Consider the following 21340-nt stretch of genomic DNA (forward strand, 5'->3'; position numbering starts at 1 on the left):
TGTGGGTATTGGTGGATCGTATCTCTTAAAAAAGGAAGATAATAATTGTTTCGCGGGGCGAGTTTACTCAATCTTGATGCCAAAGGACGGATCGCTATGCCAGTGCGATACCGTGAGGCTTTGTGTCGCGAAAATACTGATGATCACCGCGGTAAACTTGTGGTGACGGTCGACATTAACTCGCCTTGTTTATTGATATATCCCCTGGATGAGTGGCAAAAAGTTGAAGATAAGCTGTTGACCTTATCCGACACTCAGCCGGCGGAGCGTGCCTTGAAGCGCTTGCTGCTTGGGCATGCTCATGAGATTGAATTAGATGCCAACTCACGGTTATTAATCCCACCCGTATTACGTCAATATGCGCACTTTGATAAGCAATTAACCTTGGTCGGCCAACTCAATAAATTTGAGTTGTGGGATCAGGCGCAGTGGCAACAACAAGTACAAATGGATCAACAAGTGATCCTTAATGAACCGCTGGCGGACAATGTTCGTTTGGCGGATTTTTCACTGTAGTGAAACCAGAAAACAGAGACAAACATGAGTGAATTTGCCCATTTATCCGTATTGCTGCAAGAAACCGTCGACGGTCTCAACATTCGTCCCGACGGGATCTATATTGATGGCACTTTCGGCCGTGGAGGCCATTCTGCGCAAATTCTCAATCGTTTGGGTGCCGATGGCCGATTGATTGCTATCGACAGAGATCCACAAGCCATCGCCGCGGCGCAACGATTTGCCGATGATAAGCGTTTCCAAATCGTCCATGGTGGTTTTGGCCAGTTAGCCGACTATGTGGAAGAGTTAGGCCTGACCGGCAAAATCGATGGAGTATTGTTGGATTTAGGGGTGTCTTCGCCTCAGCTCGATGATGCGGATCGCGGCTTTAGTTTTTTACGGGACGGCCCGTTAGATATGCGCATGGACAACAGCCGTGGACAAACAGCGGCGCAGTGGTTGGCTAAGGCAGAAATTGAAGACATGGCTTGGGTCTTTAAAACCTATGGCGAAGAACGTAATGGCCGCCACATCGCCCGTTGTATCGCGGCAGACCGCGCCGAAACTCCGTTCGAGCGTACCAAGCAATTGGCCGACTTGATTGCCCGTATTTCTAAATCAAAAGAGCGCAATAAGCACCCAGCCACCCGAGTCTTTCAAGCAATCCGAATTTATATCAATAGCGAACTCGAGCAAATCGATCAGGCATTAGAAGGCTCTTTGCGCGCTTTAGCGCCTGCAGGGCGTTTGTCGATTATTAGTTTTCACTCGTTAGAAGATCGCATTGTTAAGCGTTTTATTCGCCGTCATAGCCAAGGGGAACAAGTGCCTCATGGCTTGCCGGTGACCGAGGCTGAAATTAATCGTAATCGGACCTTGCAACCCATAGGTAAGGCGTTAAAACCGTCTGAAGCTGAATTGGCCGTCAATCCCAGAGCACGCAGTTCAGTGCTGCGGGTTGCTGAGCGTTTGGCGAACTAAGTTGGCTATGGCTAAGGCAGATCAAAACTTACTGGGCATAGTGGTTGCTGACCTGTGGCAGCACAGGTATGTGGTGTTACTGGCCTTAGCCGTGCTGATCAATGCCGTGGTTGTGGTGTTGGTGAGTCATGAGAGTCGGCAGTTGATCAGTCATTGGGATCAATTGATGCAAAAGCGAGATCAATTAGATATCGAGTGGCGCAACTTGCTACTGGAAGAGCAATCGCAAGCTGAACACAGTCGTATTACTCAGATTGCTACCAAGGAATTGCACATGAATCGACCCCTTCCCAGTGAGGAAGTGGTAGTGAGGCGACCATGAGTAGACAGGCAAAACGTAAGCAAAAACCTCAACTTATCCAATGGCGTCTGCGCGTTGTCGTCGGCGCTGTCTTGTTGCTTTTCTTCTGTCTGATGGCGAGAGCCGCCTATATTCAAGTGATTGAACCAGACATGTTGCGCCAACAAAGCGATATGCGCAGCTTGCGCACCACCAGTCGTGAAGTGCAGCGCGGCTTGATCACCGATCGTAATGGCGAAATGTTGGCGGTGAGCGTGCCGGTGCGTGCTGTGATTGCCGATCCGAAAGAAGTGATTGAAAAAAATGGCTTTGCTGACATGAGACGTTGGCAAGCACTGGCGGATATTCTGCATCAACCAGTGGATCAATTGGTTGCGCGGGTGAAAGAAAACCCTAATCGCCGCTTCATTTATCTCGCCCGGCAGGTGACACCTGCGGTGGGTGATTATATTAAGAATCTTAAAATCAAAGGGATCGGCCAACGTGCCGAGTCACGTCGTTATTATCCTGCGGGTGAAATTACTGCCCAAGTCATCGGTATTACCAATATTGACGATGTTGGTATTGAAGGGTTAGAGCGTAACTATAACGATTGGTTAACCGGTACGCCGTCGAAAGAAAAGGTGCGTAAATCTCGCGATGGTCATGTGGTGGAGCGCCTCGATACCGTCCAAGAAGGTGAGCGCCCGAATGATTTAGTCTTGAGTATTGATCAGCGTATTCAGCAATTGGCCTACCGCGAGCTTAAGCGCGCCACTGAAATGAACCAAGCGACAGCCGGCTCGGCGGTGGTGATCGATGTTCACACCGGTGAAGTGCTCGCCATGGTGAATACGCCGTCCTATAACCCTAATTCACGCGAGAGTTTGCAGCCGTTTCGGATGCGCAATAAGGCCCTGACCGATACCTTTGAACCGGGGTCGACCATCAAACCCTTTGTGATGGCTGCGGCGCTTGAGGCTGGGGTCGTCAACGATTCTGATCTCGTCAATACCTCACCTGGATGGATGCGCATCGGGGGGCGTCAAGTGCGTGATTCTCGCAATTATGGCGAAATGTCACTGGCGAAAATTTTGGTGAAGTCCAGTAACGTGGGCATCAGTAAATTAGCCTTGGCGATGCCGGTTGAGCAATTGCTCGGTACCTATTACTCGATGGGCTTAGGTAATTACTCCGGCATTAATTTGACCGGTGAAAATGCCGGCTTGATCCGCGAGCAGCACCGCTGGTCTGATTTTGAGCGGGCCACCTTATCATTTGGTTATGGCCTGACGGCCACCCCCCTACAATTGGCCCGCATGTATGCCACGTTAGGCGCCGGCGGGGTATTGCGGCCGGTGTCTATTTTAAAGTTAAAAAAAGTGCCCGAAGGCGAACAAGTGCTCGACCCTCAAGTGGCGCGTGACGTCATGAACATGTTGGTTGGGGTGACAGAGTCAGGAGGCACGGCGACCCAAGCGCATATTGAAGGTTATCCCGTCGCCGGGAAAACTGGCACCAGTCGTAAGGCGGTAGCTGGCGGTTATGGTGATGATTATGTTGCCTTATTTGCCGGAGTCGCGCCGGTGCATAACCCAAGACTAGCCATTGCGGTGGTCATCGATGAGCCTAAGGGTGATCGCTATTATGGTGGCGATGTGGCTGCCCCGGTCTTTGCCAGCGTGATGGCTGGCTCCTTACAAATGTTGAATGTAGAACCCATTAGCCAACAACAAAAATTACAGTTGGTTGCCGCGGGAGGAAAAGCAGAATGATGAGCTTAACTGAACTGCTGTCTCCCTGGATGGAATACCATGGGGACGAAAGCATTAATCAATTGCAGCTTGATAGCCGCAAAATTTGCCCTGGCGACGTGTTTATTGCCGTCCCAGGTCACGTGTCTGATGGTCGCAACTATATTGACACTGCCATTGCCAACGGGGCAACGGCGATATTGGTGCACTGTGATGACCAGAGTCAACATGGTCAGCGCCAAGGGCACTGTGTCTATTTCTTTGAGTTAGCTAAGTGCCTGTCACAAGTGGCGGCTCGGCGCTATTCGCTGGCCTCAAGCACCATGAATTTAGTGGGTGTCACTGGCACCAATGGTAAAACCTCGGTGACTCAGTTTATCGCGCAGTTGAGCCAAACGCTCGGTCGACGCGCTGCTGTCATGGGAACCTTGGGCAATGGCGAGTGGGGCCAGCTGATTGAGAGTGGCAATACCACCGCTGATGCCGTGACCATGATGCGCCAACTCCATGAGTTTAGTCACTCTGGGATGGATATTTGTGCAATGGAAGTCTCTAGCCATGGTTTGGTTCAAGGCCGTGTGGCCGCGGTGCCTTTTGATATCGCGGTGTTCACCAACCTTAGTCGAGATCATCTTGATTATCATGGTGATATGGCATCTTATGCGGCGGCTAAATTACGCCTATTCAGTTTTCCGACCCTCAAGCATAGCGTACTCAATCTCGATGATGTGTGTTCTGAAAACTGGCAAGAGCAGGAACTCGCTCGCCATATTTCAGGGTATAGCCTCAAGGGGCACGCCAAGGCTGATTATCAAGTGATCAGTGCTCAATATCATGAAGCGGGCGTCGATGCTGAGATCCAATGGCCTGGTGGGCGCGGGCAATTACGCTCCCCATTGTTGGGCGAGTTTAACTTGGCCAATGTGCTGGCGGCCCTCGCGTGCCTGCATTTAGCGGCTTACGATATGCATGATTTGCTAGCGGCGGTGGCGCAATTACAACCGGTGGCCGGTCGCATGGAGCGTTTTACTGCCGCCACGGGACAATGTGTGGTCGTCGATTACGCGCACACCCCAGATGCCCTTGAGCAAGCGCTAAAAGCGTTGCGGGTTCATTGCCGCGGCCAATTATGGTGTGTGTTTGGTTGCGGTGGCGATCGCGATAGCGGTAAACGGCCGCTCATGGGCCAGGTGGCCGAACGGTTTGCCGACAAGGTCATGGTGACGTCAGACAATGCCAGAAGCGAAGATCCCCAAGCGATTATTGCCGATGTGCTGAGCGGATTGCGCGAGCCGCAGCGAGTTATGGTCGAGCCTGAAAGGGTGGCGGCTATCCAACAAGTATTTGCCTTAGCTGGGAGTCAGGATGTGATTTTACTGGCGGGTAAAGGCCATGAAACCTACCAAGAAATCATGGGCGTTAAACATCATTATGATGAGCGCGAGTTAGCGGCGCAGTTAGTCTCTGGAGTAAAACAATGATCCCTTTATCTATCAGTACCTTGGCCAAGGTGTTATCCGGTCAGTTGCAGGGTGAAGATAGTGTTATCTATTCGGTGTCTACCGATAGCCGTGATTGCGGCGATCGTGGTTTATTTATTGCGTTAACCGGAGATAAATTTGATGGCCATATGTTTGCCGCCTCGGCGCTGGCCAATGGAGCCATTGCGTTAGTGGTGGAGCGGGTCTTGCCCTTGGATGTGGCACAAATTGTGGTCGCTGATTGTCATCAAGCCTTAGGGCAGCTTGGGGCTTATGTTCGCCAACAAGTGCAACCCTTGTGCTTAGCGTTGACAGGCTCGAATGGTAAAACCAGCGTGAAAGAAATGCTCGCGACCATTGCCAAGCAAAGCCACAACGTCCTGTATACGGCCGGTAATTTTAATAATGATATTGGCGTGCCTTTGACCTTGTTGCGACTCGAGCCTCAGCACCAAGTGGGAGTGTTTGAACTGGGCGCAAATCACCTTGGCGAAATCGACTATACCTCTGGCTTAGTACAGCCCAAAGTGGCCATGGTTAACAATGTCGCGAGCGCGCATTTAGAGGGCTTTGGCTCATTAGCGGGCGTGGCGACGGCAAAATCAGAAATCTTTAATCACTTGGCCGCCGATGGTGTCGCGGTCATTAATCGAGATGATGATTTTTATGAGGTCATGCAGCAGGCGGCTAAAGACTATCGACAATTAACCTTTGCTATCGATAACGATGCCGATGTGCGCGCACTGGATGTAGTTGCCGACAGCCATGGCTGTTATGGCTTTACCTTGGTGGTTCAAGCGCAGCGTTACCCAATCAAGCTCGCCTTGGCGGGACGCCATCAGGTGTTAAATGCCTTAGCCGCTACCGCGATGTCGTTAGGGGCTGGCTTTGAAATGGCCGATATTCTGGCGGGCTTGGCCCAGTTGCAGCCAGTGAAAGGGCGCATGCTGCCGCTGACCCTCGGACGCTTTAAGGTGATTGATGATAGTTACAATGCCAATCCAAACTCTGTGGCCGCCGCGATCGACTACTTAGCGGAAATTCAAACTGAGCGGTGTTTAGTGCTGGGCGATTTGGGCGAATTAGGCGACAATGCCCCCCTTTTGCATGCACAGCTGGGTAGTCTTGCTAGGCAAAAAGGGATAAAGGCATTGTTCTGTACCGGCCAATTGAGTGCGCATACGAGTGCTAAATTTGGTGCAAAACATCACGCAGACATTGACCAGTTAATTTTGAGCTTAATTAGTTATCTCAATCAGTTACCCAGCAATGCAACCGTATTAGTTAAAGGGTCGCGCAGCGCCAGAATGGAACGCGTTGTCGCCGCCTTAGCAGCCGCTTTTGAGCGGGGGGAGTTAGTGTAAATGCTGGTTTATCTAGCGGAGTATTTAACCCAATTTTATACCGGGTTTAACGTATTTTCCTATTTGACCTTTAGAGCCATCTTGGGTTTGCTCACTGCCTTAGTGTTTAGTTTATGGTGGGGGCCTAAGATGATTGAACGTTTGCAGTTGCTGCAAATTGGTCAAGTCGTGCGTAATGATGGGCCAGAATCTCATTTTAGCAAACGTGGCACCCCAACGATGGGCGGATTATTGATCCTTGCGGGCATTTTTATCAGTGTCTTGCTGTGGGGCGATCTCGATAGCCGCTATGTGTGGGTCATGCTGTTTGTTTTGGCGGCCTTCGGCTTAATTGGCTTTGTTGACGATTACCGTAAAGTGGTGCGCAAAGACACCAAGGGCTTGATTGCGCGTTGGAAGTATATCTTACAGTCGCTCGCCGCGTTGGCGATTGCCGTGTATTTGTACTTCTCATCCATGCATCCTGGCGAAACTCAGTTAGTGGTGCCTTTCTTCAAGGATGTGATGCCGCAGTTGGGACTGATGTTTATTGTGCTGGCCTATTTCACGATTGTGGGCTCAAGCAACGCGGTTAATTTGACCGATGGCTTGGATGGCTTAGCGATTGTGCCTACCGTCATGGTTGCTGCTGCGTTTGCATTGATTGCTTACCTGTCAGGTCACGCACAGTTTTCAAGTTATTTGCATATCCCGTATTTGCCTGGCGCCGGTGAGTTGGTGATTGTTTGTACCGCGATTGTGGGTGCCGGCTTAGGCTTCTTATGGTTTAACACCTATCCAGCCCAAGTGTTTATGGGCGATGTGGGCTCGCTATCGTTAGGCGCGGCATTAGGGGCGATGGCCGTGCTAGTGCGTCAAGAGATATTGCTGGTGATCATGGGTGGGGTATTCGTGATGGAGACCTTGTCGGTGATCCTGCAAGTGGGCAGTTATAAACTGCGCGGTCAGCGTATTTTCCGGATGGCACCAATTCACCACCACTATGAATTAAAAGGTTGGCCAGAACCTCGAGTGATCGTGCGCTTTTGGATTATTTCTTTATTTTTGGTTTTGCTGGGTCTAGCGACCCTGAAGTTGAGGTAAGCCAAGATGCCCTCGTTGATGAGAACTGAATCAAGTAAAGCCAGCCCAGCGCCCGCCAGCCATGTGGTGCTTGGGTTAGGTGCCACAGGATTATCAGTGGTGCGCTACCTTCATCGTATGGGCATTACGCCGATTGTGATGGATAGCCGCAGCTCACCACCGGGGCATGAAGAGTTAGCCCGAGACTTTGCGGATGTGGCGTTAATCACCAATGGCTTTGATTGTCGTTACTTGGTGCAAGCACAACAGATTATTATCAGTCCCGGCATTGCGTTATCCACACCTGAAGTGCGGGTCGCTCTGGATATGGGCATTGAGGTCATTGGCGATGTGGAACTGTTTGCCCGCGCGGTCACGGCCACCCAGCCTCAAGCGAAGATAATCGCCATTACTGGTTCCAACGGTAAAACCACAGTGACGACATTAGTCGGCGACATGGTTAAAGCGGCCGGGGTTAAGGTGGCCGTCGGTGGTAATATCGGAGTCCCCGCGCTGGATTTGCTGGCCACAGAGTCAGACGTGTATGTGCTCGAGCTTTCCAGCTTTCAGTTAGAAACGACCTCAAGCCTTAAGTGTGCGGTGGCAACCTGTTTAAATATCAGCGAAGACCATATGGATCGGTATCCCGATCTCCAGTCTTATCGCCAAGCCAAGTTGTCGATATACGCTCAGGCTCGGGTGTGCCTGATTAACCGCGAAGATAAGATGACTCATTCATCAGAACCCGGTCATTACCTCAGCTTTGGGCTCAATGAGCCTGATGGCGATGACTGGGGCATTCGTGAAGGCGAGTTAGTCCATGGTCAGTCTCGATTAATGGCTTGTGACGATGTGGGGCTGATGGGGCGTCATAACTTGGCCAATGTCTTGGCGGCTATGGCGTTATGTGATGCGGTTGATATTAAGCGTTCAGCGATGGTCAGTGTGGCGCAGCAATTTACAGGATTGCCCCACCGTTGCCAGTCTGTGGCTTCAGTTAATGGCGTCACATTCATTGATGATTCCAAGGCCACGAATGTGGGCGCTACATTGGCGGCTCTCGATGGTTTTGCTGATTTTGCTGGGCAAATCATCTTGATTGCTGGCGGCGATGCCAAAGGCGCTGATATCGCGCCATTGCAACCGGCCTTGCAGCGAGTGGCTCAGTTGATCACGCTTGGGCGTGATGGCCCTAAAATTGCGGCATTGAAACCCGGAGCCATTGCCGTAACCACCATGAGCGAGGCGGTGAATACCGCGTTTAGCCTCTGCCAGACTGGCGATATGGTATTGCTGTCACCGGCTTGTGCCAGCTTAGATATGTATCCCAATTATATGGCCAGAGGTCGTGATTTTGCCGCTGCGGCGGAGGCGTTGCATGGCAGCGAATGATCGGCAAATACATAGGTTTGGTCAGCGGTGGTCGTGGCCGATAGCATTCGGTTCGAGTCGGCCTCGAACTGAGCCTATGTACGATAGAAGTTTGCTGTGCGCGGTGCTGTGCTTAATTGGTTTTGGCTTTGTGATGGTGATGTCGGCGTCGATGGCAGAAGCCGAGACTTTGACGGGAAATCCACTGCACTTTGTGTGGCGCCATTTGTTTTATTTGCTGGGTTGCGGCGTGATTGCGGCTGTGGTGTTGCAATTAGAGATGCATCGTTGGCAGCAGTTAAGCCCGATTATCTTGATGGTGGTGCTGTTCATGTTAGTCGCGGTGTTGTTTGTTGGCACCTCGGTCAATGGCGCGACACGTTGGCTATCATTGGGGCCGATTCGTATTCAAGTCGCCGAGTTAGCCAAGTTTGCCTTTGTGGTTTATATGGCGGGCTATTTAGTCCGGCGCCACGAGGAAATTAGAGAGCATGCCAAAGGGTTTTATAAACCCATTGCGGTGTTCTTATTGTTTGCATTTTTGCTGTTGATGCAACCGGACTTAGGCACGGTCGTGGTGTTATTTGTGAGTACCGTTGGCTTGCTATTTCTTGCTGGTGCTCGAATGTTTGATTTTTTTGTACTGATCTTCGGCGGCATTATCAGCTTTATCGTGCTGGTGATGACAGCCGAATATCGCATGTTACGGGTCATGTCGTTTCGCGATCCTTGGAAGGATCCCTTTGGCAGCGGTTATCAGCTGACGCAATCATTGATGGCCTATGGTCGCGGTGATTGGTTTGGCCAAGGGCTTGGCAACAGTATTCAAAAATTGGAGTACTTACCCGAGGCGCATACCGACTTCATTTTTGCTGTCATCGGTGAAGAACTCGGGTTTGTTGGCATAGTCATTGTGTTGATTGTGTTGATGTTTGTGGCGCTGCGCGCCATTCGTTTGGGCAGTCTGTGTTTGCAGATGGATAAGGCGTTTGAGAGCTTTTTGGCCTATGGCATTGGCATTTGGTTTTGTTTTCAAACCGTGGTCAATATTGGCGCCAGCATTGGTATGTTGCCGACTAAAGGGCTGACCTTGCCATTTATCAGTTATGGCGGCAGTAGTTTATGGGTGATGACCGCAGCCGTGACAGTGTTATTACGAATCGATTATGAACGGCGTTTGCAGTTGGCACAGCCACAGTCTCAAGGAGTCACGCCATGAATCAAAAAAGAATATTAGTGATGGCCGGGGGGACCGGTGGTCATGTGTTTCCCGCGCTTGCGGTTGCGAAGGCGCTGGCTCAACAAGGTTGGCAAGTGCGTTGGTTAGGAACCGCCGACCGGATGGAAGCGCGATTAGTGCCTAAATATGGGTTTGATATCAACTTTATCGATATCAAAGGTGTGCGCGGCAATGGTTTGCTTAGAAAATTGGCGGCCCCGGCGAAAATATTGCGGTCTATATGGCAGGCTCGCCAAGTGATTAACGAGTTTAAACCCGATGTGGTACTCGGCATGGGAGGCTTTGCTAGTGGTCCTGGTGGGGTCGCGGCTAAATTAGCCGGCATTCCCTTGGTGTTGCATGAGCAAAATGCCATTGCGGGTATGACGAATAAATTGTTAGCGCGGATCGCCACTCGTGTCTTGTGCGCCTTTGAGCATACCTTTGCTGGTTTGCGTGATGATGCGGTGACCGTTGGCAATCCGGTGCGCAGTGAATTGATCGCGCTGGGTCAACAAGCGCATGACAATCAAGGTGACAACCTCAATGTGTTGGTGGTCGGCGGCAGTTTAGGCGCCAAGATATTGAACGACATTATGCCGCAAGTGGTGGCAAATCTGGCTCCGCAACACGCCTTAACCGTGTGGCATCAAGTGGGCAAAGATAACCACACACAAGTGTTAGCTGCTTACCAAGGCTTACGCCAGCAAGGTGCAGTTAAAGTGGCTGAATTTATTGATGATATGGAAGCGGCTTATCGCTGGGCCGATGTGGTGATCTGCCGCAGTGGCGCCTTAACCGTGTCAGAATTGGCGGCGGTAGGGCTACCGAGTATTTTGGTGCCGTTTCCTCATGCCGTGGATGATCATCAAACCCTAAACGCTAAGGTGTTGGTATCGGCGGGCGCAGCGTTATTATTGCCGCAACCGATATTAACGGTAGATAAATTAGCCTCGAAATTGGCGCTATTGGCTGAGGATAAAGCCGAGCTCAATCAGATGGGGCAAAATGCAAGGCAAGCCGCAGTACTGGACTCCACTGAACGTGTGGCCCAAGTCTGTATTGAACTTGCCGGGACAAGAGAGTTATGAGAACGACAGAGAAGTACCAACAGTTACGTAAGATGATCCCTGAGATGCGTCGAGTCAATCGCATCCACTTTGTCGGAATTGGTGGTGCGGGCATGGGTGGCATTGCCGAAGTTCTGGTCAACGAAGGCTATTATATTAGTGGCTCAGATATCGCCGAAAACGCCGTGACCGAGCGGTTAGCTTCGTTAGGTGCCAGCATTCTCATTGGCCACAGTGGTGAGCATGTGGCAGATGCCGACGTGGTGGTAGTGTCGACCGCGATTGCCGCGACAAACCCAGAACTGGTGGCTGCTCGTGAATGGCGTATTCCCGTGGTTCGCCGTGCTGAAATGTTGGCTGAATTAATGCGCTATCGCCATGGGGTGGCTGTCGCAGGGACGCATGGTAAAACCACGACCACTAGTTTGATTGCCAGTGTCTATGGTGAAGCCGATCGCGATCCAACATTTGTGATTGGTGGCTTGCTCAACAGTGCAGGCACCAATGCTCGTTTGGGCAGCAGCCGTTATTTGATTGCCGAGGCTGATGAGAGTGATGCCAGCTTCTTGCATCTCCAGCCCATGGTGTCAGTAGTGACCAATATTGAAGCCGATCATATGGATACCTATGGTGGTGACTTCAATGTTCTAAAAAATACCTTTATAGATTTTCTGCATAACTTGCCATTTTATGGGGTTGCAGTGGTCTGTATTGACGATCCTGTGGTGCGCGAACTGATACCACGCATTAGCCGCAAGGTGATTACCTACGGCTTCAGTGATGATGCCGATGTGAGGGCCATCAATTTTGAGCAACAAGGCAGTCAATGTCGCTTTACTCTGTGTCGTCATGGCATGGACGATGTCGATATGGTCGTCAATTTGCCTGGCCAGCACAATGTGTTAAATGCATTAGCCGCCATTGCCGTAGCGAGTGAAGATGACATTGATGATCAAGCGATCCTCGCTGCATTAGCCAAGTTTGAAGGCATTGGCCGTCGTTTTCAGCAGTTGGGTGAGTTTAATACCCCTAATGGTGAAGTGTTATTGGTGGATGATTACGGTCATCACCCCAGCGAAGTGGCCGCGACCATTAAAGCCGCTCGTGCGGGCTGGCCTGATCGCCGCTTAGTGATGGCATATCAACCGCACCGATATTCGCGTACTCGCGATTTATTTGAAGATTTTGTAGAAGTGCTATCGCAAGTGGATTGTTTGTTGCTTCTTGATGTATACGCTGCCGGTGAAGAGGCCATTGTGGGAGCCGACGGTCGCGCATTATGCCGTGCGATCCGTTTGCGTGGCCAAGTTGACCCTGTATTTGTATCGAGTCCTGAGCAGTTAGCAAGCATAGTGCGAGAGCAAGTGACCGCCGGCGATTTACTCTTGACTCAAGGGGCTGGCAATATCGGGGCGTTATCAAAACAATTAGCCACCACTGGTTTAGGTTTCTCTGAAGCTTAAATATAGGTAAAGTTGTTTGATAATTAGGCAATTGCTGTGTCTAGAGCATGAATTTTTGACCCTAGACAATAGCTCTATATAATGATCGGTTTCCCTTGATTCGAGACCGACACTGGGCGGATGGCATAGTGGGCTGGAAGGACAAGCTACAACAACTGCGAAATGGCATAGTACGGCTCGATTGGTACTTATTAAGTGGCCTAATGTTTCTGTGCTTAGTCTTGATGTCGTTAGCGGGAGCGGCGATGCATTTGCATCGGTTACTGAATGATGCCGAAGCCTTGCCGATTGAATCCGTAATTGTGGAGGGTGAGCGTAGTTTCACTTCCGATCAAGATATACGTTCGGCATTGCAAGAGACGATGCAGCGCAGTTTTTTTAGTGCCGATATCGATCAGGTTCAGGGCGCGCTACAACATTTGCCTTGGGTGTATGAGGCATCGGTTCGGCGAGAGTGGCCAGCCAAACTCAAGGTACATTTGCAGGAGCAGCAACCTGCCGCGCATTGGAATGGTGATGATTGGTTGAATGTGCACGGTCAGGTGTTTATTGCGCCGGCCAAACCAGAAATTGGGCCATTGCCGCAATTAGCGGGGCCTGAAAATATGGCTGCTGAAGTGTTGAATAGCTATCAACAATTACAACGCTTGTTAGCTAACAATGGCTTTGGCCTCAGCCAATTGACGGTAAGCCCCCGTCATGCTTGGGAAGCACAGTTAACTAACGGCATTATTTTAGCCTTGGGCCGTGAAGATAAAATGACAAGGATCCAGCGATTTATCGATGTGTATCCGAGGTTGACCCAAGTAAATAAAGCTATTGAACGCATTGATTTACGTTATGACACAGGTCTAGCCGTAGGTTGGAAAGAGACACAAACAGAGAGCCGTTAACGAATGACTAAGAACCTAGAAAGAAATCTGATCGTTGGCTTAGACATCGGCACTTCTAAAGTTGCTGTGGTGATTGGCGAAGTCTTGCCCGATGGCGAGATCAGCATCATAGGTCTTGGCAATCACCCTTCACGCGGCATGGATAAGGGCGGGGTCAACGATCTCGATTCCATCGTTAAGAGCGTACAGCGTGCATTGGATCAAGCCGAGTTGATGGCGGATTGTAAAGTTGCCTCTGTGTATTTAAGTATCTCTGGCAAACACATCGATTGTCAGAATGAAAATGGCATGGTGTCGATTAACGACGAAGAAGTGACTCAGGAAGATGTGGACAGCGTTATTCACACCGCGCGCTCGGTAAAAATACCGACGGAACGTCGTATTTTGCACGTGCTGCCGCAAGAGTACGCTATCGATATTCAAGAAGGGATCAGAAGCCCGATTGGCATGTCTGGCATGCGAATGGAAGCCAAGGTTCATATCGTCACATGTGCCAATGATATGGCCAAAAATATTACCAAGAGCGTTGAGCGCTGTGGTCTTCGCGTCGATGACCTAGTGTTTTCAGGCATTGCCTCTGCGGATGCGGTGTTGACCAATGACGAGAAAGATCTGGGTGTCTGTTTGGTTGATATCGGTGGTGGTACCACAGATATTGCGGTCTACACCAACGGAGCGCTGCGTCATTGCGCTGTGGTGCCCGTGGCGGGCAACCAAGTCAGTAGCGATATCGCTAAGATTTTTAGAACACCACTGTCACATGCTGAGCAAATCAAAGTACAACATGCTTGTGCTCGCAGTTCAGCAGTCAGTCGTGAAGACAGCATTGAAGTACCTTCGGTCGGGGGGCGACCCTCACGAACCATGTCGCGCCACACATTGGCCGAGGTGGTGGAACCTAGGTATCAAGAATTGTTTGAGCTAGTGCTAAAGCAATTACGTGATGCAGGGCTTGAAGATCAAATTGCCGCCGGTATTGTGCTGACCGGTGGCACGGCGTCAATTGAAGGCGCCGTCGATGTAGCGGAAGCTACATTTGGCATGCCGGTTAGGGTGGCACTGCCCTTGCCGGTGAAAGGTTTATTTGAACGTGTTGAACAACCTGTGTACTCCACTGGAGTCGGGTTGCTGCACTACGGTGCCAGACGGGTGCTTGAACGTCAGTTTGAGCGGCCGCAACTACAAGGGGTAACCAGTCTTTGGAATCGGGTACAAAGCTGGTTTAAAGGCGAGTTTTAAACGCAGGCAACAACGGAGAACAGCATATGTTCGAAATTATGGATACGCACTCTGATGAGGCGGTAATCAAGGTTATCGGTGTGGGCGGTGGCGGTGGTAATGCCGTTGAGCACATGGTGAAACATAACATTGAAGGTGTTGAGTTTATTGCAACTAATACCGATGCTCAGGCATTGCGTAAGTCGCAAGCAGGCTCCACGATTCAGTTAGGTCGTGATGTGACTAAAGGGCTTGGCGCTGGCGCTAACCCAGAAATTGGGCGCATGGCTGCTGAAGAAGATAAAGAAAACATCCGCGCGGCCATTAAAGGATCGGACATGATCTTTATTGCGGCCGGTATGGGGGGGGGTACAGGTACGGGTGCTGCACCAGTTGTGGCCCAAATTGCACGTGAAGAAGGCATTCTAACGGTTGCGGTAGTCACTAAGCCGTTTCCATTTGAAGGCAAAAAGCGCATGGCCTATGCCGAGCAAGGCATAGCTGAGCTGGCTAAACACGTTGACTCATTAATCACTATCCCTAACGAAAAGTTATTGAAAGTATTGGGTCGCGGAACCTCTCTGTTAGATGCCTTTGCTGCAGCGAATAACGTGTTACTCGGTGCTGTTCAAGGTATTGCTGAGCTGATCACTCGCCCAGGCCTTATTAACGTCGACTTTGCTGACGTGAAAACCGTGATGTCTGAGATGGGTAATGCCATGATGGGCACCGGGGTTTCTCGTGGTGAAGATCGCGCTGAAGAAGCGGCTGAAGCTGCGGTAGCCAGTCCGCTATTGGAAGATATCGACTTAGCTGGTGCTCGTGGCGTGCTGGTGAACATCACCGCCGGTCTTGATATGAGCATTGAAGAGTTTGAAACTGTCGGTAACCACGTTAAGGCTTATGCTTCTGATAATGCGACCGTGGTTGTGGGTGCAGTTATCGATCCAGAAATGAGCGATGAATTGCGTGTGACTGTGGTTGCTACTGGGATCGGTGCGGAAAAGAAGCCTGATATTCAGTTAGTCACTAAGCCAGTTGCTCGTCCAGAGCCAGTGGCAGTAGCTCCTGAGCGCACAGAGTTTGTCGCTGAAGATGCGGTAACTATGCCATCAAATCCAGGACATAGCGGCCAAGTGGCGTCGGCAAACCGAGGCGCGAATGCCGTGACTAACCCAGCACCGGCCAATCGTAACGAGCTCGACTATTTAGATATTCCAGCGTTCTTGCGTAAGCAAGCCGATTAAATAGGCGAGACAAGGGTTGCGTAAATGAGCAATAGCCGTACGTTGGTTGAATCTTACTCTGGGTGCTAATTGAGCTATTTTTGTCAATTTCAATACTTGTGGTAAGATATCAGACCAGCTGCGCTATGCGCGGTCAAAAATCGTGCAATAATTGCCAAGTTTTAGTAGAGACAGTACGGGTAGCAGAATGATATTTCAAAGAACTGTGCAAAAAATGGTTAAGACGATTGGCGTTGGCCTGCATTCGGGTAACAAGGTCACGTTAACCATTAAGCCTGCGCCGGTGAATTCGGGTATCAAATTGGTACGAACGGATTTAGAGCCTGCAGTTGTTATTCCCGCCTTGGCTGATCAAGTGCGAGAAACAACCATGTGTACCGCGTTAGTTAATGACGATGGTGTGCGTATTTCTACGATTGAGCATTTATTCGCGGCATTGGCTGGTTTAGGTATCGATAACGCAATTATTGAAGTGAATGCACCTGAAATCCCAATTATGGATGGCAGTGCTAGCCCGTTTGTTTTTTTACTTCAAAGTGCCGGTATCGCTCAGCAAAGCGCATTAAAGAAATATATGCGCATTAAGAAAACGGTCCGTGTTGAAGACGGCGATAAGTGGGCTGAGCTTCGTCCATTTGATGGTTTCCGAGTTAATTTTAGCATTGACTTTGCCCATCCTGAGATTGCTCGTAGTCAACAGCACATGATGTTAGATTTCTCTGCTTCTGCGTTTGTAAAAGAAATCAGTCGTGCTCGTACCTTTGGCTTTATGCGTGATATTGAATACTTAAGAGCCAATAATTTAGCATTGGGCGGCAGCATGGAAAATGCGGTTGTGCTTGATGAGTACCGTGTCCTCAACCCCGACGGTCTGCGTTATGAGGATGAATTTGTTAAGCACAAAATTCTTGATGCTTTTGGCGACTTATATGTGTGTGGTCATTCATTAGTGGGTGAGTTTTGTGCCCATAAAACCGGTCACGCACTGAATAATCAGTTAGTCAGAGCGGTGCTCGCTCAAGCGGATGCTTGGGAGTTGGTCAGTTTCGAACAAGAAGCTGACGTCCCCGTGAGCTTCACCGTTCCTGGGATGGCGGGGTCTTTCGCCTAATCCTCTGATGATAGCCTACGACGGCTGGCTAATGCAGCCAGCCGTTTTAGTTTTTGGCCTAGCTCACCACCGGCTTGTTCGGCTAACGCATCAAGATGGTGAGCGGTGTTCTCGCTAATATGACGACGGTTAACTTGTGGCTCAACCTCACGAAAGGCTAGGCCTGGGTTGACTTTAACTTCAATAGCGGTAAGCATGGGCAACGTTTGTTGTTGGAGTTGCTGTAATAGTCTGGTTTTCTGAAAGTTAATTCGGGTTGCCCAGATAGCAGCAGACGTTTCCAGTACTAAGACATTATGACGAAGATTAGCGACTTTCAGCTGATCGACCACGGGACCACTAATCAACTGTTTTAGTTCTCTATCCAGTTGATTTAACAGTTCCGCTTTCTCGGCAATTTCAGGTAATTGACCATTGCCATGCAGCAATTGGCACAGATCCTGAGGGAGCTTTTTCATATGATCATTAAATGGCTGAATTAGGCTATGAGTGTAACAGTTTTTATTCAAAGGCGAAAAGGCGTCAGCCGTTGGCAGCCAGGTAAACGCTGGTTTTTATTGCCTATCCTGCTGATTGCCGCCGGTGCGGGTGTATACCAGCATGCGACCGACCAATTTAAATCGCAGCAACATACTGTTGATACAGAAAAATTAGCACGTGAAGCACAGCACCAACGAGTGCTTGAGTTAAAAGGTGCCACCGAATCACAGTTGGCGACGTTGGCGCAGCACGTGGCGTTGATGCAAGCGAAATTGACACGTTTAGAAGCGCTTGGACAACAGTTGGCCGCAGAAAACCAATTAAGTGAACAGTTTGATTTTAACGCACAAGTTGGTGTGGGCGGACTGACAGATATTGGTGAACAATTGACTCTTGCCGAATTGATGGCAGAAATCGATTCGATGGCGCAACGTCTAGAAATTAACAATCAACAGCTTCCTCTACTTGAAACTGTCTCTTCTAATCTCAATATAGGAGTAGAGCGGTATATTTCAGGGCGTCCGATCGAAAAAGGTTGGTTGTCATCTCCCTACGGTATCAGAAACGATCCTTTTAATGGTCGCAAAACCCATCATAAAGGTATCGATTTTGCCGGATCTGAAGGTTCAAACGTGGTAGCGACAGCTGCCGGTGTGGTGACTTGGTCCGGTAGCATGTTTGGTTATGGAAATTTAGTCGAAATTGACCATGGTAATGGGATTTCGACACGTTATGGCCATAACAAAGATTTGTCAGTCACTGTAGGTGATGTCGTCACCAAAGGCGAGAAGATTGCCATTATGGGCAGCACAGGACGTTCAACGGGTCCACATGTGCATTACGAGGTGTTACGCAATGGACAGCAAATAGATCCAACTAAATATGTCTTGCGCAAGCCTGTTTAATTAACATTTTGGCTTTCTCAATTTTGTGAAATTGGCCTTTAACAATAATAAGTGATTCAGATGTTTGGAAATTTACTGACAAAAGTATTTGGTAGCCGTAACGATCGTACTCTTAAAGCGCTAAATAAGACCGTAGTTAAAATCAACGCGTTTGAAGCCGAGTATGAAAAACTTAGCGACCAAGAATTACAACAAAAAACGCAAGAATTCCGTGACCGTTTAACCCAAGGGGAAACCCTTGAAAAGTTGATCCCAGAAGCCTTTGCCGTGGTACGTGAAGCATCAAAGCGCGTCTTTGACATGCGTCACTTTGACGTGCAATTATTGGGCGGCATGGTATTAGACAGTAATCGAATTGCAGAAATGCGTACCGGTGAAGGTAAAACCTTAACGGCGACCTTACCAGCGTACCTCAACGCCTTGAGTGGTAAAGGTGTGCATGTCATTACGGTGAACGATTATCTAGCCCGTCGTGATGCTGAGAATAATCGTCCCCTGTTCGAATTCTTAGGATTAAGCGTCGGCATTAACGTTGCGGGTCTCGGTCAACAAGAAAAGAAAGATGCCTATAACGCCGACATTACCTACGGCACTAACAATGAGTTTGGCTTTGATTATCTTAGGGATAACATGGCATTCTCACCAAATGACCGCGTACAACGACCTTTACATTACGCCTTAATCGATGAAGTCGATTCAATCTTGATTGATGAAGCGCGTACCCCACTGATTATTTCCGGTGCGGCTGAGGATAGTTCTGAACTTTATAGCAAGATGAATTTGCTCATTCCTAACTTGATCCAACAAGACAAAGAAGACTCAGATGAGTTTGTTGGTGAAGGTGACTACAGCATTGATGAAAAATCAAAGCAGGTTCACTTGACCGAGCGTGGTCAAGAGAAGGTCGAGCAGTTAATGATTGAACACGGCTTGTTAGCCGATGGTGATTCATTGTACTCGGCAGCGAATATTTCATTATTGCACCATGTTAACGCCGCACTGCGTGCACATACCTTATTTGAAAAAGATGTCGATTATGTGGTTCAAAACGGAGAGGTTATTATCGTTGATGAACACACGGGTCGTACTATGGTAGGGCGTCGCTGGTCTGAAGGTTTACATCAAGCGGTTGAAGCGAAAGAAGGGGTTAACATTCAAAATGAAAACCAAACCTTAGCGTCGATCACTTTCCAGAACTATTTCCGTCAATATCAAAAGTTAGCGGGGATGACAGGGACGGCTGATACTGAAGCGTTTGAATTCCAACATATCTATGGTTTGGATACGGTTGTTGTTCCGACAAACCGCCCCATGGTTCGTAAAGATTTAGCAGATTTAGTGTATCTGACCGCCGATGAAAAGTATCAAGCCATTATTGCCGACATTAAAGATTGTCGTGAACGTGGTCAACCAGTATTGGTAGGTACTGTATCGATTGAACAATCAGAATTACTGGCGCATTTACTGAAGAAAGAAAAAATTCCTCACGCAGTGTTAAATGCCAAATTCCATGAGAAAGAGGCAGACATTGTCGCCCAAGCTGGACGAATTGGTGCCGTGACCGTCGCGACCAACATGGCCGGCCGTGGTACCGATATTGTGTTAGGCGGCAACTGGAAAATGGAAGTCGAAGCGTTAAATAATCCAAGTGCTGAACAAATCAGTAAAATACGGAGTGATTGGCAAGAGCGCCATGATGAGGTGTTAGCTGCAGGTGGTTTACACATCTTGGGAACCGAGCGTCACGAATCTCGTCGAATTGACAACCAGCTCCGTGGTCGCTCAGGCCGTCAAGGGGATGCAGGCTCCTCGCGCTTTTATTTATCAATGGAAGATAGCTTGATGCGAATCTTTGCCTCCGATCGCGTGTCATCCATGATGAAGAAACTGGGGATGCAGCCAGGTGAGGCGATTGAACATCCTTGGGTATCGCGCGCCATTGAAAATGCGCAACGCAAAGTAGAAGCGCGTAACTTTGACATTCGTAAGCAATTGCTTGAATTTGATGATGTCGCCAATGATCAGCGTCAAGTCGTTTACGCTCAGCGTAATGAATTGATGGATGCCGACAGCATTGAAGATACCATCCGTAATATTGAAACCGATGTGCTCTCTAGTTTAATTGAGCAGTACATTCCGCCGCAATCGGTTGAAGAGTTGTGGGATGTTGCCGGATTGGAGCAACGTCTACATCAAGAGTTCAATTTACCGCTGCCTATTCAAGCCTGGCTGGATAAAGAAGAAGATCTTTACGAAGAAACACTGCGCGAGAGGATCTTGGCGGCATGGACTGACGCTTATGCCCATAAAGAGCAAATGGTTGGCGCATCGGTGCTACGTCAATTTGAAAAAGCCGTCATGCTGCAAACATTGGATGGTTTATGGAAAGAGCATTTAGCTGCCATGGATCATTTGCGTCAGGGTATACACTTGCGCGGCTATGCCCAAAAGAACCCTAAACAAGAGTATAAGCGTGAGTCTTTTGAACTGTTTCAGCAAATGCTGGACTCATTAAAGCATGACGTCATTAGTATTCTGTCTAAAGTTCAAGTTCAAGCGCAATCAGATGTGGAGCAAATGGAAGAGAAGCGACGCGAAGAAGAAGCGCGTTTGCACAGAGACTTCCAACATGCCCAAGCAGAATCCTTGACTCCCGCTGGCGAAGCTCCAGTTGCACAAGCCCATGTGCCGACGGTGAGAGAGGGCGAAAAAGTTGGTCGTAATGATCCGTGTCCTTGTGGTTCAGGTAAGAAATATAAACAATGCCACGGAAAATTAAGTTAAGTGTCATAGTGTAGAAATAAAGGCGACCTAAGGGGTAATGCCGATCAGTTAAGACAGATCGCTTGACGATCTCACTGAAAGGATCAAAATCCGATGACCCCTTGTCATCGGATTTTTTTATGCAACTTTCAGAAGCTTTGGCGCGTACTCATATCAATC

The 21340-nt window shown here is 49.3% G+C and carries 18 protein-coding genes; 17 read left to right on the forward strand and 1 reads right to left on the reverse strand.

What is annotated here, in order from left to right:
• The first annotated feature begins 45 nt into the window (after window positions 1-45).
• The 15 genes from mraZ to lpxC all read left to right on the forward strand — a co-directional run bounded on the left by mraZ (window position 46) and on the right by lpxC (window position 17012).
• A complete protein-coding gene (gene mraZ / locus KU855_RS08730; protein ID WP_218529909.1) occupies window positions 46-516 on the forward strand; it encodes a division/cell wall cluster transcriptional repressor MraZ in 471 nt (156 codons plus the stop codon).
• Between the two features lie 24 nt (window positions 517-540).
• A complete protein-coding gene (gene rsmH, locus KU855_RS08735; RefSeq protein ID WP_218529910.1) occupies window positions 541-1479 on the forward strand; it encodes a 16S rRNA (cytosine(1402)-N(4))-methyltransferase RsmH in 939 nt (312 codons plus the stop codon).
• Window positions 1480-1486: 7 nt separating this feature from the next.
• On the forward strand, window positions 1487-1801 hold the full coding sequence (ftsL, locus tag KU855_RS08740; RefSeq protein ID WP_218529911.1) for a cell division protein FtsL: 315 nt from the start codon (window positions 1487-1489) through the stop codon (window positions 1799-1801).
• Window positions 1798-3534, forward strand: a complete 1737-nt coding sequence (locus KU855_RS08745) for a penicillin-binding transpeptidase domain-containing protein (RefSeq protein ID WP_218529912.1) — start codon at window positions 1798-1800, stop codon at window positions 3532-3534. Before ftsL ends, KU855_RS08745 begins: the two co-directional genes overlap by 4 nt.
• Entirely contained in the window at window positions 3531-4994 is a 1464-nt protein-coding gene (gene murE / locus KU855_RS08750) for a UDP-N-acetylmuramoyl-L-alanyl-D-glutamate--2,6-diaminopimelate ligase (RefSeq protein ID WP_218529913.1), read from the forward strand. Before KU855_RS08745 ends, murE begins: the two co-directional genes overlap by 4 nt.
• The gene (gene murF / locus KU855_RS08755; RefSeq protein ID WP_218529914.1) at window positions 4991-6358 is read left to right on the forward strand and encodes a UDP-N-acetylmuramoyl-tripeptide--D-alanyl-D-alanine ligase; all 1368 of its coding nucleotides are present in this window, start codon (window positions 4991-4993) and stop codon (window positions 6356-6358) included. Before murE ends, murF begins: the two co-directional genes overlap by 4 nt.
• Entirely contained in the window at window positions 6359-7441 is a 1083-nt protein-coding gene (gene mraY / locus KU855_RS08760; RefSeq protein WP_218529915.1) for a phospho-N-acetylmuramoyl-pentapeptide-transferase, read from the forward strand.
• An 18-nt stretch (window positions 7442-7459) separates the two neighbouring features.
• Window positions 7460-8812, forward strand: a complete 1353-nt coding sequence (gene murD, locus KU855_RS08765) for a UDP-N-acetylmuramoyl-L-alanine--D-glutamate ligase (protein ID WP_218529916.1) — start codon at window positions 7460-7462, stop codon at window positions 8810-8812.
• Entirely contained in the window at window positions 8799-10010 is a 1212-nt protein-coding gene (ftsW, locus tag KU855_RS08770; RefSeq protein ID WP_218529917.1) for a cell division protein FtsW, read from the forward strand. Before murD ends, ftsW begins: the two co-directional genes overlap by 14 nt.
• On the forward strand, window positions 10007-11101 hold the full coding sequence (gene murG, locus KU855_RS08775; protein WP_218529918.1) for an undecaprenyldiphospho-muramoylpentapeptide beta-N-acetylglucosaminyltransferase: 1095 nt from the start codon (window positions 10007-10009) through the stop codon (window positions 11099-11101). Before ftsW ends, murG begins: the two co-directional genes overlap by 4 nt.
• Window positions 11098-12543 carry a UDP-N-acetylmuramate--L-alanine ligase gene (gene murC / locus KU855_RS08780; RefSeq protein WP_218529919.1) on the forward strand — a complete coding sequence of 482 codons (1446 nt, stop codon included), beginning with the start codon at window positions 11098-11100 and terminating at the stop codon, window positions 12541-12543. Before murG ends, murC begins: the two co-directional genes overlap by 4 nt.
• Before the next feature lie 95 nt (window positions 12544-12638).
• Window positions 12639-13436: a cell division protein FtsQ/DivIB gene (locus KU855_RS08785; RefSeq protein WP_256260941.1), complete on the forward strand. Its 798-nt coding sequence runs from the start codon at window positions 12639-12641 to the stop codon at window positions 13434-13436.
• A gap of 3 nt (window positions 13437-13439) precedes the next feature.
• Window positions 13440-14675 (forward strand): cell division protein FtsA, encoded by a 1236-nt coding sequence (gene ftsA, locus KU855_RS08790; protein WP_218529920.1) that lies wholly within the window; start codon window positions 13440-13442, stop codon window positions 14673-14675.
• A 26-nt stretch (window positions 14676-14701) separates the two neighbouring features.
• Complete coding sequence (ftsZ, locus tag KU855_RS08795; RefSeq protein ID WP_218529921.1) at window positions 14702-15901, forward strand: cell division protein FtsZ; 1200 nt, start codon at window positions 14702-14704, stop codon at window positions 15899-15901.
• A 187-nt stretch (window positions 15902-16088) separates the two neighbouring features.
• Window positions 16089-17012 carry a UDP-3-O-acyl-N-acetylglucosamine deacetylase gene (gene lpxC / locus KU855_RS08800; RefSeq protein ID WP_218529922.1) on the forward strand — a complete coding sequence of 308 codons (924 nt, stop codon included), beginning with the start codon at window positions 16089-16091 and terminating at the stop codon, window positions 17010-17012.
• On the opposite strand, the gene KU855_RS08805 is transcribed toward lpxC, so the two are convergent.
• Window positions 17009-17470 (reverse strand): DUF721 domain-containing protein, encoded by a 462-nt coding sequence (locus KU855_RS08805; protein ID WP_218529923.1) that lies wholly within the window; start codon window positions 17468-17470, stop codon window positions 17009-17011. The genes lpxC and KU855_RS08805 overlap by 4 nt on opposite strands.
• A 27-nt stretch (window positions 17471-17497) precedes the next feature.
• Here KU855_RS08805 and KU855_RS08810 point away from each other — a divergent pair, with 27 nt between their 5' ends.
• Complete coding sequence (locus KU855_RS08810; protein ID WP_218529924.1) at window positions 17498-18397, forward strand: M23 family metallopeptidase; 900 nt, start codon at window positions 17498-17500, stop codon at window positions 18395-18397.
• 60 nt (window positions 18398-18457) lie between these two features.
• Complete coding sequence (gene secA, locus KU855_RS08815) at window positions 18458-21181, forward strand: preprotein translocase subunit SecA (RefSeq protein WP_218529925.1); 2724 nt, start codon at window positions 18458-18460, stop codon at window positions 21179-21181.
• Window positions 21182-21340 lie beyond the last annotated feature (159 nt).

Source organism: Shewanella sp. NIFS-20-20 (assembly GCF_019209865.1).
GTDB lineage: Bacteria > Pseudomonadota > Gammaproteobacteria > Enterobacterales > Shewanellaceae > Shewanella.